At 69.4% G+C, this 12,552-nt stretch carries 11 protein-coding genes; 5 read left to right on the top strand and 6 right to left on the bottom strand.

The genetic code is table 11. The annotated features are described in order from the left end of the window. Positions 1-98 precede the first annotated feature (98 nt). Positions 99-575, top strand: a complete 477-nt coding sequence (locus AC3EO7_RS05230; RefSeq protein ID WP_431963964.1) for a hotdog fold domain-containing protein — start codon at positions 99-101, stop codon at positions 573-575. A 66-nt stretch (positions 576-641) separates the two neighbouring features. After that, positions 642-1,838: a lycopene cyclase family protein gene (locus AC3EO7_RS05225; RefSeq protein ID WP_431963962.1), complete on the top strand. Its 1,197-nt coding sequence runs from the start codon at positions 642-644 to the stop codon at positions 1,836-1,838. A gap of 105 nt (positions 1,839-1,943) precedes the next feature. Here AC3EO7_RS05225 and AC3EO7_RS05220 read toward each other — a convergent pair whose 3' ends face one another. Genes AC3EO7_RS05220 through AC3EO7_RS05210 form a run of 3 tightly spaced genes read right to left on the bottom strand, consistent with a single transcriptional unit; the run spans position 1,944 to position 4,617 of the window. Next, positions 1,944-2,795, bottom strand: coding sequence for an ABC transporter permease (locus AC3EO7_RS05220; protein WP_431963960.1), 852 nt, complete (start codon positions 2,793-2,795; stop codon positions 1,944-1,946). Beyond that, the gene (locus AC3EO7_RS05215; RefSeq protein ID WP_431963958.1) at positions 2,792-3,616 is read right to left on the bottom strand and encodes an ABC transporter permease; all 825 of its coding nucleotides are present in this window, start codon (positions 3,614-3,616) and stop codon (positions 2,792-2,794) included. The genes AC3EO7_RS05220 and AC3EO7_RS05215 overlap by 4 nt, the downstream gene beginning before the upstream one ends. Beyond that, positions 3,613-4,617 carry an ATP-binding cassette domain-containing protein gene (locus AC3EO7_RS05210; RefSeq protein ID WP_431963956.1) on the bottom strand — a complete coding sequence of 335 codons (1,005 nt, stop codon included), beginning with the start codon at positions 4,615-4,617 and terminating at the stop codon, positions 3,613-3,615. The genes AC3EO7_RS05215 and AC3EO7_RS05210 overlap by 4 nt, the downstream gene beginning before the upstream one ends. Before the next feature lie 399 nt (positions 4,618-5,016). Between AC3EO7_RS05210 and AC3EO7_RS05205 the strand changes: the two genes are divergently transcribed. Next, a complete protein-coding gene (locus tag AC3EO7_RS05205; RefSeq protein WP_435590571.1) occupies positions 5,017-6,543 on the top strand; it encodes an aldehyde dehydrogenase family protein in 1,527 nt (508 codons plus the stop codon). Here AC3EO7_RS05205 and AC3EO7_RS05200 read toward each other — a convergent pair. Then, entirely contained in the window at positions 6,520-7,779 is a 1,260-nt protein-coding gene (locus AC3EO7_RS05200; RefSeq protein WP_431963952.1) for a TetR/AcrR family transcriptional regulator, read from the bottom strand. The genes AC3EO7_RS05205 and AC3EO7_RS05200 overlap by 24 nt on opposite strands. A 132-nt stretch (positions 7,780-7,911) precedes the next feature. Between AC3EO7_RS05200 and AC3EO7_RS05195 the strand changes: the two genes are divergently transcribed. Further along, a complete protein-coding gene (locus AC3EO7_RS05195; protein ID WP_431963950.1) occupies positions 7,912-8,724 on the top strand; it encodes an enoyl-CoA hydratase in 813 nt (270 codons plus the stop codon). Positions 8,725-8,903: 179 nt separating this feature from the next. Continuing rightward, on the top strand, positions 8,904-9,929 hold the full coding sequence (locus AC3EO7_RS05190) for an SDR family oxidoreductase (protein WP_431963948.1): 1,026 nt from the start codon (positions 8,904-8,906) through the stop codon (positions 9,927-9,929). Positions 9,930-10,035: 106 nt separating this feature from the next. On the opposite strand, the gene AC3EO7_RS05185 is transcribed toward AC3EO7_RS05190, so the two are convergent. Both AC3EO7_RS05185 and AC3EO7_RS05180 read right to left on the bottom strand, forming a co-directional pair. Continuing rightward, positions 10,036-11,280, bottom strand: coding sequence for an Nramp family divalent metal transporter (locus AC3EO7_RS05185; protein WP_435590570.1), 1,245 nt, complete (start codon positions 11,278-11,280; stop codon positions 10,036-10,038). A gap of 114 nt (positions 11,281-11,394) precedes the next feature. Next, positions 11,395-12,417, bottom strand: a complete 1,023-nt coding sequence (locus AC3EO7_RS05180; RefSeq protein ID WP_435590569.1) for an alpha/beta hydrolase — start codon at positions 12,415-12,417, stop codon at positions 11,395-11,397. Positions 12,418-12,552 lie beyond the last annotated feature (135 nt).

The following is a 12,552-nucleotide window of genomic DNA, read 5'->3' as shown; positions in this document are numbered from 1 at the left end:
TTCGCACGCCACGCAGAGGTTACAGCCCCTGCGAGGTGTGCGAAGACTCCGCGGAGAGCCCATGGAGTACAGAACTTACTTTTGAGTAAGATAGCGGTATGACGAAAGAGACCGCAACGCTGCGCGGGTGGAAGAAGCTGCCGGACAACCGGCTGGGACATGCGCTGTTCTCGCTGGGCATGGTGGCCAGGGTGCCGTACTTCGGCACGGTGCTGCCCAGCGTCGTGCGGCTGGAGCCGGGACTGTGCGAGGTGACCTCGCCGAAGTGGTTCGGCATCCACAACCACCTGGGCACCTTCCACGCCATCGCGGCGTGCAATCTGGCCGAGGTCGCCATGGGCATGCTCAGCGAGGCCACGGTGCCGACCACGCACCGCTGGATTCCCAAGGCGATGAACGTGCAGTACCTGGCCAAGGCCGAGACCGGATTGCGCGCGGTAGCGAAGCTGCCGGAGATCCCGGACTTCACGCAGATCACCGAGGGCCGGGACCTGGTGGTGCCGGTGTCGATCTACGACAAGCACGGCCTCGAGGTCGTCCACGCCGACATCACCACCTGGGTCACGCCGCGTTAGTGGACTTGGACACCAGAGGCCCGTGGTTGGTTGCACCGGGGTGACAGCAGCGGATTGAATGCGGATATGAGTGACGGTGCGGTCCCGGCGGCCGATCTGTGCGTCGTCGGGCTCGGCCCGACCGGACGGGCGCTGGCCCATCGGGCGATGCGGGCGGGGTTGCGGGTGATCGCGATCGACCCGCGGCCGCAGCGGCTCTGGCCGCCCACTTTTTCCTGCTGGGCCGACGAGCTGCCGGAGTGGCTGCCGCCCGGCGCGATCGGATCGCGCATCGAGGCGCCGACGGTGTGGACGAAGACCGAGCACCGTATTCGCCGTCCCTACTGCGTGCTGTCCAAGCAGGGTCTGCACGACGCGCTGTCTCTCGACGACGCGGAGGTGATCGCCGGGCGCGCCACCCGCGTCGACGCGCACGAGGTCGAACTGGCCGACGGCACGGTATTGCAGGCCGCCACGGTGTTCGACACCCGCGGCCTGCCCACGCTCGGGCAGCGCAGGGCGGCCAGCGCGCACGGCATCTTCGTCGACGAGGAGACCGCGGCGCCGATGGTCAGCGCAGGCGAGGGGCTGCTGCTGGACTGGCGGCCGGAGAACGGCGCGGGCCCGGACGAGCCGCCGTCGTTCCTCTACGCGGTCCCGGTCGGGGACGGCACGGTGATCTTCGAGGAGACCAGCCTCGGCCTGCGCGGCGGCATGCCGCAACACGAGCTGCGCAAGCGGACATTGAATCGGCTTGCCGCCCATGGCATTCGGCTCACCGGCGAGGAACCCAACGAGGCCGCCCACTATCCGATCGACCAGCCGCCGCCGAAGAAGGGCGTCGCGCGGGCGGTTCCGTTCGGATCGCGCGGCGGCATGATGCACCCGTGTACCGGCTACAGCGTGGCGGATTCGCTCGCCTTGGTCGACACGGCGGTCGACGCGCTGCGCACCGGCCGCGACCCTATCGACGCGCTGTGGCCGTGGCGGGCGCGGCTGGTCTATTGGATGCGCATGCGCGGACTGTGGGGCCTCGGCAGGCTGACCACCGAGCAGTCGATCGCGATGTTCGAAGCCTTCTTCACCGAATCCGAGCGCGGGCAGCGCGCGCTGCTTTCCGCGCACGACGACTACGCCGCGCTGGGCGCGGTGCTGTTCAACACCGTCGCGCACACCTGGCCGTTCCGCTGGCGCTACGACCTGGTCGGCTGGACGAACCGCAACCGCTGGGCCGGTTACGAGTTCAGTCGGCCGCGCGAGCCGATGACCACCGAGATCGAGTAGCCGCGGGATCGGACAACGGCCGAGCCCTCGGTCCGCGCATCACGGGTCGCGCGAAACAGGACGGCGGGCCGACGATCCACGTCGACCCGCCGAGCCGATTGCCGATCAGGCGGTTTCGGCCGCCCTGCGGTAACCGCGAACCGCCGGCCAGGCGAACACGACGATCAGGCCGACGGTCCAGGCGATCGTCTTCAGCAGCGGCTCCGCGACCGGACCGCCCGCGGAGAGCCCGCGCATCGCGTCGATGGCGGTGCTCATCGGCTGGTTGCCGACCACGTCTTGCAGCCAGGTCGGGTAGGCGAACACCGGGACGAATCCGGTGTTGAAGAACATCAGCAGCGTGTTCACGATCGTGATCAGGCTGACCAGCAGCACGCCCTCGGTGAGCGTCGCGAGCGCCGTGCACAGCACCGCGAAACCGATGCCGAACAGCACCGGGATGCCGATCAGCGCCAGCGCCGCCAGCGGTCCCTGGTTGAAGCGGAAGCCGAGCGCCATGCCGACCAGGATCACGAACAGCGTCGTGATCAGCACGCGCACCGCCTCGGCGAGCAACCGTCCCGACAGGCTCGCCGCGCGGTTCATCGGCATGGTCCAGAACCGGCTCAGCAGGCCGGTGGCCTTCTCCACCTTGAAACCGAGCGCGCTCACCACCGCGCCGGACATGGCCGCCACCAGAGTGATCAGCGGAACCTGGCCGTAGATGGCGTCCATGCCGGTGTTCCTGGTGATCGTCCCGCCGAGCACGACGTCGAACATCAGCAGGGTGAGCGCCGGATAGATCAGCGTCTGGATGGTGGTGGCGGGATCGCGCATCCAGCCGATCAGCAGTCGCTTGCACTGCAACAGGCTGTGCTGCGCCCAGGTGCCGATCGCGTGCTCCGAGCGCGCGGCCACGGTCGGCAGCGGCGCGAATTCCGCGCCCTTCTCCTCGGACTCCGTCGTCTGCACGTTCATGACCGCCTCACACTCGCCCACACCGCGAACGGCGTGAACACCACCGTCAACCCGATCAGCCACGCCAGCGGCACCCACAACACGCCCCAGCTCACCCCGTCGCCCGCCATGTCGCGCAGCGCGAAGGAGAACTGCGAGATGGGCTGGTTGCGCACGAACGGCTGGATCCACTCCGGGAAGCTGCTCTCCGGCACGAACCCGCAGGACAGCATGCCGAAGATCAGCGTCGGCAGGGTGAGCGCCTGGCTGAGCTGCTCCGGGCTCTTGGTGAGGCTGCCGAGACCGTCCGCGCCGATCGCGAGCACGGTGCCGATGGCCAGCGAGAACGCGCAGAACAGCACGGCCTGGCCGAACCCGGCGCTGAACTCGAAACCGATCATGTACCCGAAGAGCAGCGCGCCGGTCAGCGAGGTGACCGAACGGACCAGGCCCGCGCAGATCCGCGAGGTGAGCGGTACCAAGGTGCCGATCGGCATGGTCTGGAGGCGGGTGCTCAGGCCGGTCATCGCCTCGAACGCGGCGAGCTGCGCGTTGGACAGCATGGTGAACGCCATGGTCTGCAACACGATGATCGGCATGACGAACTGCGCGTAGTCGATGCCCTGGAGCTTCATGACGAAGCGCAGCGGCAGATAGAAGCCGAGGGTGAACACCAGCGGCGTCACGAAGGCGACGATCAGCTCGCCCTTGGTGGCCATGGTCTTCACCACGCGCCCGGTCAGCGCCTGCCACTGCGCGAACGAGGACGGACGGGCGACTGGTAGCTCGGCGAAGAGTTCGGCCGCCTCGGTGGTGGCCGGTTCGGTGGCGCTGGCGGTCACGAGTGACCGCCCGTGTGGCCGGTGAGGGAAAGGAAGACGTCGTCGAGCGAGGGCCTGCGCAACGCGATGTCGGCCAGCGCGACACCCGCGCTGTCGAGCCTGCGGAGCGCCTCCGACAGTGTGGTCGCGCCGTTCGGAGCCGGGAAGGAGAGCCGGTCGGCGCCGTCGAGTTCGGCGGTGACGGCGGCGGGCACCAGATCGCCCAGCGCGTACGCGGCGGTCAGCACCTTCTTCGGGTCGAGCGGGACCACCTCGCAGTAGCTGCCGCCGGTCTTCTCCTTGAGTTCCTCGGCGGTGCCTTCGGCGATCACCGTGCCCTTGTCGATGACGATGATGTTGTCGCTGAGCACGTCGGCTTCCTCGAGGTACTGCGTGGTCAACAGCACCGTGATGCCCTGGTCCTTGAGCACGTTCACCAGATCCCAGACGCCTTGGCGGCTGCGCGGATCCAGACCGGTGGTCGGCTCGTCGAGGAACACCACCTCGGGGCGCACGACCAGACCGCAGGCGATGTCGACGCGGCGGCGCATGCCGCCGGAGTAATTGCGCACCGCGCGCTTGCCCGCGCTCACCAGGTCGAACTCCTCGAGCAGGGTGTCGGCGCGCTTGCGTGCCGCGGACCTGCCCAAGCCCATCAGCCTGCCGAACAGTTCGAGGTTCTCGCGGCCGGACAGGTTCTCGTCCAGCGCGGCGTACTGGCCGGTCATCATGATCGAGCGCCGCACCCCCGCCGGGTCCTCGCACACGTCGTGGCCCGCGACGACGGCGGTGCCCGAGTCCGGGCGCAGCAACGTGGACAGGATCTTGACCGTGGTGGTCTTGCCCGCGCCGTTGGGGCCGAGAATGCCGAGCACACTCGCCTTCTCGACGGTGAAGCTGATCCCTTGCAGTGCGTGCACGTCGCCGAACGACTTGCGGACGTCCTCGACGCGGACCGCTGGATCGCGCTGGGTCGAATCTGGCTGGCGCGCCGGCGATTCTGCTGGGTTCAAGCTCGGCATCAACTCTCCACTATCGGGCCGGGGCGGCGATCCGATCGCCGGACGCACTGAAGTACGTCGGGGTGGTGATCCCTGCCGCCGGGCGTGATGTTACCGGCATCTCGCGTCCTGGACCGACGACCAGTCCGTACCCAAACCTGGAGCGGGATAAATGTGGGATTGATCACATTCGCTGCCTGTGATCCGCGTCGCGCTGGATCGATCCTGGTCGAGGCGTGGCAAGGGCAGCGCAGGGGCGGCGGCGCAGCCTTGTCGGCCGGGGACGCCGACCATAGTCTGCTAAACGGGGGCATACACGCACTCACTCGTCTGTGGCGGGACCGCGCTGGGAGCCGGTCCGTCAGGGGTCGGCTCGATTCGGGTGGGGGCACGGCGGGTCGAGACTGCGAAGAGGTAACCATGGCCGAGTCCGCGCAGCCACGCTTGGCGGCGCATCCGGGAGGATCGGGCCGATCGAACGTGCTGATATCCCAGGATCCGCGTACCGGAGAGGTGGTCGGAAATTACGCCGTGATGGGGGCGGGCGAGCTGAATCGCACTGTCCGCGCCGCGCGCACCGCCGAAAGATGGTGGGCCAATTTGGGTTTCGGTGGCCGCAGACGCTGGCTGCTGGACTGGAAGCGCAGCATCGCAAGGCGGGCAAGCGAATTGGTCGAGCTGGTCTCGGAGGAGACCGGAAAACCCGCGGCGGACGCAGCGGGCGAGGTGATGCTCGCGGTCGAGAATCTGGATTGGGCCGCGCGCAACGCCTCTCGCGCGCTGCGGCGGCGCAGGCTCGGCTCGAGCTGGCTGAGCCGCAACCAGCGGGCCTCGGTGGGTTATCTGCCGCTCGGCGTCGTCGGGGTGCTCGGGCCGTGGAACAACCCGGTCTTCACGCCGATGAGTTCGATCGCCTACGCCATGGCGGCGGGCAATGCGGTGGTGTTCAAGCCGCACGAGCTGACCACCGGCGTCGGGGTGTGGCTGGCCGAGAGCTGGGCCGAGCTTGCCCCGAGCCAGCCGGTGCTTCAGGTGGTGACCGGGGACGGCGCCACGGCGGCCGCGCTGTGCCGGGCCAAGCTGGACAAGATCGCCTACTCGGGCTCGGAAGCGGGCGCGCGGGAGGTGATCTCGCTGTGCGCCCAGACCATGACGCCGGTGGTGGTCGAGCGCGGCGGCAAGGGCGCGATGGTGGTGCACGTCGACGCGAAACTCGAGGACGCGGCCGAGGCCGCGGTGTTCGGGGCGATGGCCAACGCGGGCCAGAACCCCTCCGGCGTGCAGCGCGCCTACGTCGCGGATTCGGTGTACGACAACTTCCTCGACTTGGTGGCCGCGGATGCCCGCAGGCTGCGCCCCGGCGCGGACAAGCGCGCCTCCTACGGGCCGATGATCTTGGAGCCCCAGGTCGACGTGGTGCGCAAGCAAGTGCGCGACGCGCTCGCCAGGGGCGGGCGCGCGGTGGTCGGCGGACTGGATTCGATCCGCGAGCCCTACGTCGAGCCGATCGTGCTCGCCGAGGTGCCGGAGGAGAGCATCGCGATCACCGGCGAGGCGATCGGGCCGGTGCTGATCGTCAACCGGGTGGCGAATATCGAGGAGGCCGCGAAGCGCATCAATGCCACCGGAAACGGCGTCGCTGTCTCGGTGTTCACCAGGGACGTACACAGCGTGGAGTCCTTCGCCGAGACGCTGCGGGCGGGAGTGGTGACGATCAATTCGACCACCGCCCATCTCGGCATCCCCGCGCTGCCCGTCGGCGGCGTCGGCGAATACGGCCAGGGCCACAGCCACGGCGAGCACGGACTGCGCGAGTTCAGCAGAACGCTCGCCGTCGCACGCAAGCGCTACCGCGCGCCGATGAACCTGGCCACCTTCGACCGGCATCCCCGCCATCTCCGCATGGCCAAGGCGATGTTCCGACTACGCCACGGTCGCCCGGGCTGAGCCGAGCATGACCGCTTCCATCAGCGCCGTCACGCGGGCGAGCTGAGCCGGACGGGAGTCGAAGCGGGTGAGCCTGCCGACGTCGATGACCTGTCCGATCGCGGCGTGCACGCGGAAGCGGGCCTCGACGGGGTCGCCGTCGAGCAGGTTGGCCCATTCCAGGACGTTCTGGCGCTGGATGGCGCGCAGCTTGTGCTGTTCGGCCTGCGGCAGGTTGCTGAACTCGGCGTAGTAGACCGGCATGATCTCCGGGGTGGCGAAGGTCAGCCTGGCGTAGCGCGCGGCGATCAGGCGCACCGCGTCCGGCCGGTTCGTCGCCTCGGCGAGCGCGTCGGTCATGGCGACCGAGACCCGGTCGCCGGTGCGATGGAAGGCGGCGGCGAGCAGATCGGACTTGCTGCTGAAGTACCGGTAGACGCTGGAGGCGTTGATCCCGACCGCGGCGCCGATCTCCTCGATGCTGGCCTCGTGATAGCCCTGCCGCCCGAAGATGCGGATGGCCTCGGCGAGCAGCTGCTCGCGCTTGGAGGTGACCGGAAGGCCGCGCGCCGCCGGCCCCTGCTCGGGCTGCGCGGGAGCGGGCGGCAGTTCGGCTCGCAGGACCGACCAGCACATCTCGCGCAACAGCGGAAGCAGCCGGGCGCCGGAGAGCGCCGTGCGGTGCGCGGAGATGCTGGCCACCACGCTGAGCACCGAGGCGGCGAACACCCGCAGGTCGGCCTCGGACGCGTCCGGGCGCAGCTCGGCGATGGGCGCGGCGAGGGTGGCGTTCAGATCGTCGTAGATCTTGCGGATCCGGATCCGATCTTCGCGTTCCAGGTAGCGGCGCTCCCACCGGTAGAGCCCCGCCTCGCGCCGGATGTCGATGGTGTGCTCGGCGAGCGCCTTGATCAGGCGCTCGAGCCGCGGTTCGGGGTCGAGCCCGGGATCGTCGGCGTTGCGCGCGACGGTGAGCAGGTGGCGCGCGCCCTCCTCGGCGGCGGCGACCAGCAGCGCGTACTTGTTCGCGAAATGCCGGTACAGCGCGGGCCCGGAAATGCCCACATCGGCGGCGATTTCGTCGACGCCGACAGGGTAGTACCCGCGCTCGCTGAAGGCGCGCGCGGCGGCCCGGATGATCTGGGCCTTGCGGTCTTTGGGGCGACGGCGTACCCCGGCGTTCTCCTGGCCCGTCCTGCCCCCGCTCGGTTCGGGCCGCGCGGGCGCGAGGTCTACCTCGCCGTGTTCCGCGACCATGCACCTCTCCGTTCTGGGACGGCGCCGCCTGGTTGACAGCGCCGGACAAGTCCACCTAAGTTAACCACAATTCGCAAAGTTAACCACCATTCATGGTCCGGCGTCCGCCGAATCGCAGACCAGGAGCGAAAAATGAGCAATGCCGATTCCGCACCCACCGCGGCGGCCACCGCTGGCTTCGCCGCGGTACAGGACGGCAAGGTACTGCGTATCACCCTCACCAAACCCAAGCGCAAGAACGCCATCGATTACGACACGATGGTCGCGCTGGGCGACACGTTCCTGACGGCCGCCGAGAACCGATCGGTGCGCGCGATCGTACTGACCGGCGAGGGCGGCGACTTCTGCACCGGCGCGGATCTGGCCGCGTCCCCCGGCGAGGCGCAGCGCGGCATCACCGCGGACCTGGTGATGGACGCGGCCAACCGGCTGGTGAAAGCCATCGTGGACGCGCCGGTTCCGGTCGTGGCCCGGATCAAGGGCGCGGCCGCGGGCGTCGGCGTCGGCATCGCGCTGGCCGCCGACCTGGTGTACGCGAGCGAGGACTCCTACCTGCTGCTGGCGTTCATCAACATCGGCCTGATGCCCGACGGCGGTGCGGCCGCGCTGGTCGCCGCCGCGGCCGGACGCCCGCTGGCCGCGGAGATGGCGCTGCTCGGCGAGCGGCTGCCCGCCCCTGCCGCGAAGAGCGCCGGACTGTTCACGGCCGTGCTGCCCGACGACGAGCTCGACGCAGCGGTGGAGGCCGCGGTCGCCAAGATCGCCGCGGGCCCGCGCCGCGCGCTGGAGCTCACCAAGAAGGCGCTCAACCAGGCCACCCTGATCGCCCTCGACGGGGCGCTGGCGGCCGAGAAGTCCGGCCAGACCGAGCTGCTCGGCTCCCCCGATTTCCGCGAAGGCGCCACCGCGATGCTGACCAAGCGCAAGCCGGTCTTCGCGGACTGAGTCTCCTCGGCGGCGCGGCGATCCCGCGACGCCGGAGGAATCCGGGGCACAACGAAGTGCGCCGGACCGGTCGTTCGCGGGTCGCCAACCGGTAGCTCGGACCCGCGAACACCACCCGGCCCGCCGCAGTGTGATCCCGGGCACAAACCGCGCGGCCCGGGCGACTATGTTGATCGGCTATGGCTTACCTGGTTACCGGAGCAACTGGGTTCATCGGTCGTTTCCTGATCCCACAGCTGCTCGAGCGCGATGCGGACATCCACGTGCTGGTCCGGCCCGGTCAGCAATCGGCCGACCGGTTCGCCTGCTGCGCCAGGGAATGGGACGCGGGCGACCGGGTGCGTCCGGTCCGCGGCGACCTCGGCGCGCCGGGCCTCGGCATCGACAGCAACTGGCTGGCACAGCAGCGCGGCGCCATCGACCATGTCTTTCACCTAGCCGCGAGCTACGACCTGACCGAACACGGCGCGGGCACCCGCAACGTCGTGGACGCCGCGGAGGCGCTGGAAGCCGGTCTGCTGCACCACATGTCGACCGTCGAGGTGGCGGGCTCCTACGAGGGCGTGTTCACCGAGGACATGTTCGACCACGGACAGACGCTGACAACTCCCTTGCAGCAGGCCAAGTTCGAGGCCGAACGCATCGTCAGGGACTCGGGACTCGACTGGCGGATCTATCGCCCGTCCATTGTCATCGGCCATTCCCGGACCGGCGAGATCGACCGCATCGACGGTCCCTACTACTTCTTCCGGCTGCTGCGGATGGCGGCCCAGCTGCCGCGCATCCTTCCGGTGCTGGTGCCCAAGCTCGGTGAAACCAACATGGTCCCGGTGGATTTCGTGGCGCGGGCGCTCGACCACATCGCCCACCGCCCCGGCCCGGCGTCGAGCACCTACCACCTGGTCGATCCGCGCCGGATGAGCGCGGTCGAGGCGCTGAATCTGTTCGCCGACGAGGCGGGCTCGCCGCACCTGGTGGAGGTGATGCCCAAGCGCGCCATGAACATGGTGCTGCGGGTGCCGGGCGCCAAGTGGATGTTGCCGCGCGTCGGCGTCCCGATGGACGTGCTCGAGCACAGCGAGTTCACCTGCCGGTTCGACGCCGCCCGCGCCGGCGCCGCGCTCGCTGGCACCGATATCAAGGTGCCGCCGCTGGCCGCGTACGCCCCGCTGATCTGGAAGTACTGGATCGAGAACTGGGTGTGATCGGCACGCGCCCGATCGTCGGCGTGGTCGACCGCTGCCCCCTGCGCATCGGTCGCGCCGATCACCACGCCGACGGTCGGCGCGCCTCGAGCGGTAGACCGCCGAGCTACCCGCCCGTCACGGTCAGGTAGATCAGCGCGACATTGAGCGAGCTGATGATCAGCGCGACCAGCCAGGCCAGCCCGGTCGTCACCCGATGGTTGACGTCGGCGCCCATCAGCCCGCGGTCACTGGTGAAACGCACCAACGGGATCAGCGCGAACGGAATGCCGAAGGACAGCACCACCTGCGAGACGATCAGCGCGCGGGTCGGGTCGAAGCCCGCGGCCAGGATGACGATCGCCGGGACGAGGGTGATCGACCGGCGCAGCAGCAGCGGAATCGTGCGGCGCAGCAGACCCTGCATGATCATCGCGCCCGCGTACGCGCCGACCGAAGTGGAGGCCAGCCCGGAGGCGAGCAGGCCGACCGCGAGCAGCAGCGCCGCGGCCGGGCCGAGCGCGTCGCCGACCGCGGCGTGCGCGCTCTCGATGGAGTCGACTTCCTTGCCGCGCAGCGTATTCGCGGCCATCAGCAACATGGCCAGGTTCACCGTGCCCGCGAGCAGCATCGCCAGGACGACGTCGAGCCGCGTGGCCCGCAGCAGGCGAACCCGGAGTGGTCCGGGCGCTGGGTGTCCGTGGCGGTCCCTGGCCAGGCCGGAGTGCAGGTAGACCGCGTGCGGCATCACGGTCGCGCCGATCATGGCGGCGGCGAGCAGCACGCTCTCGGCGCCGTCGAAGCGCGGGGTCAGCCCCCCGATCGCTCCGGGCACCGATGGCGGCGCGATCACGACGGAGGCGAGGAAGCCGACCGCGACGATCGCGAGCATGCCGATGATCACCCGTTCGAAGGGCCGCTGACCGCGCCGGTCCTGCACCACGAGCAGGCACATGGACACCACGCCGGTGATCACTCCGCCGACCACGAGCGGCAGCCCGAACAACAGGTTCAGCGCGATCGCGCCGCCGACCACCTCGGCCAGATCGGTCGCCATGGCGACGGTCTCGGCCTGTCCCCAGTAGGCGAGGCGCACCGGACGGCTCGCGCGCGCACGCACCGCCTCGGGCAGCGACATCCCGGTGACCAAACCGAGCTTGGCGGAGAGGAACTGCACCAGCCCGGCCATGACGTTCGCCATGACGATCACCCACACCAGCAGGTACCCGAACTGCGCGCCCGCGCTGACGTTGGACGCCACATTGCCCGGGTCGACGTAGGCGATGGCGGCGACGAAGGCGGGGCCGAGCAGCGCGACCAGCGAACGCGCCCGACCGGTCGATCGGGGCGGATCCGCCAGGGTGGTGCTCACGGAACAGAATTTTACGGGTTACCGAACTTTCCCGTTTGCTCGCCCTGCAAAAAATCGACCGCCCCGGTCACACCGAGCGTGTGACCGGGGCGGTCGAGGGAGAATCGGGCAGGCTCAGAGACCGAGGCCCTTGGCCAGGACCGGCCACGAGCGCGGGAACTCGTCGTTCCAGTAGCCCCACGAGTGGGTGCCGTCCGGGCGGAAGTTGAAGGTCGCCGGGATGCCGAGCTCGTTCAGGCGGTTCTGCAGGTTGTGCGTGCAGTAGTTGGTGCCCGCCTCGATGACGCCGCCGATCAGGATCTGGTTGGCCAGACCGTAGGCGCCGGGCAGCGCGTACTCGCCGTTCAGCGTGTCGTACTGACCGGGAAGACCGGTGCCGGTGGAGATGTAGAGCTCGAGACCGCGCAGACCCTCGGCGTTCACGTACGGGTCGTTCTTGACCCACGCCTCCGAGCCCGGCGGGCCCCACATGTTCGCGGTGTCGCCGCCGCCCCAGGTCTCGACCGTGAGCTTCACGAACTCCGAGCCCACCGGGTCACTGGTCTGCGCGCAGCCGCTGTAGGCCGCCGCCGCCTTGTACAGGCCGGGCTTGGCGATCGGCAGCGCGAGCACGGTGGTGCCCGAGGTGGACAGGCCCGCGATGGCGTTCACGCCGTTGGTGCCGAGCGCGCCGTCGACCAGCGGCGGCAGCTCCTCGGTGAAGAACGTCGTCCACTTGTTGCGGCCCAGCGTCGGGTCGTCCTCGATCCAGTCGGTGTAGTAGCTCCACTTGCCGCCGATCGGCTGGATCACGTTGACGTTCTTGTCTTTCAAGAACTCCAGCGCTTCCGAGCGGGCCACCCACGAGGCGTCGTCCTCGCCGCCGCCCGCGCCGTTGAGCAGGTACAGGGTCGGCCGCGGCACCGACGCGTCGGCCGGACGCTGCACGTCGATGAGGACGTTCTCGTCCATGGCGGCCGAGTACACGTGCAGCCGGATGGTGCGGGAGTCCTTGACCTCCGCCTTGACGATCTTCGACCCGTCGGAGGAGGTCGGGTTCGCCAGCAGCGCGTTCGATTCGATGATCGGGTCAGCCGTAGCCGAGGATGCGCCGAGTCCGGACACGAGTCCCGCGAACACCGCAGCGGTCGCGATCATCGCCGCGCCACGCGTGCCACGGCGCCGGGTGTGTCGACGTATCAATTTCGCACCTTCACTTCGTATCGGGATCACGGATGGGCTTCCCCTGGCCGCCGGACGTCCGCGCGGCTTGCGCCACGCCCGACCCTACGG

The organism is Nocardia sp. bgisy118 (assembly GCF_057708605.1).
This window is presented reverse-complemented; position numbering and strand designations above follow the sequence as displayed.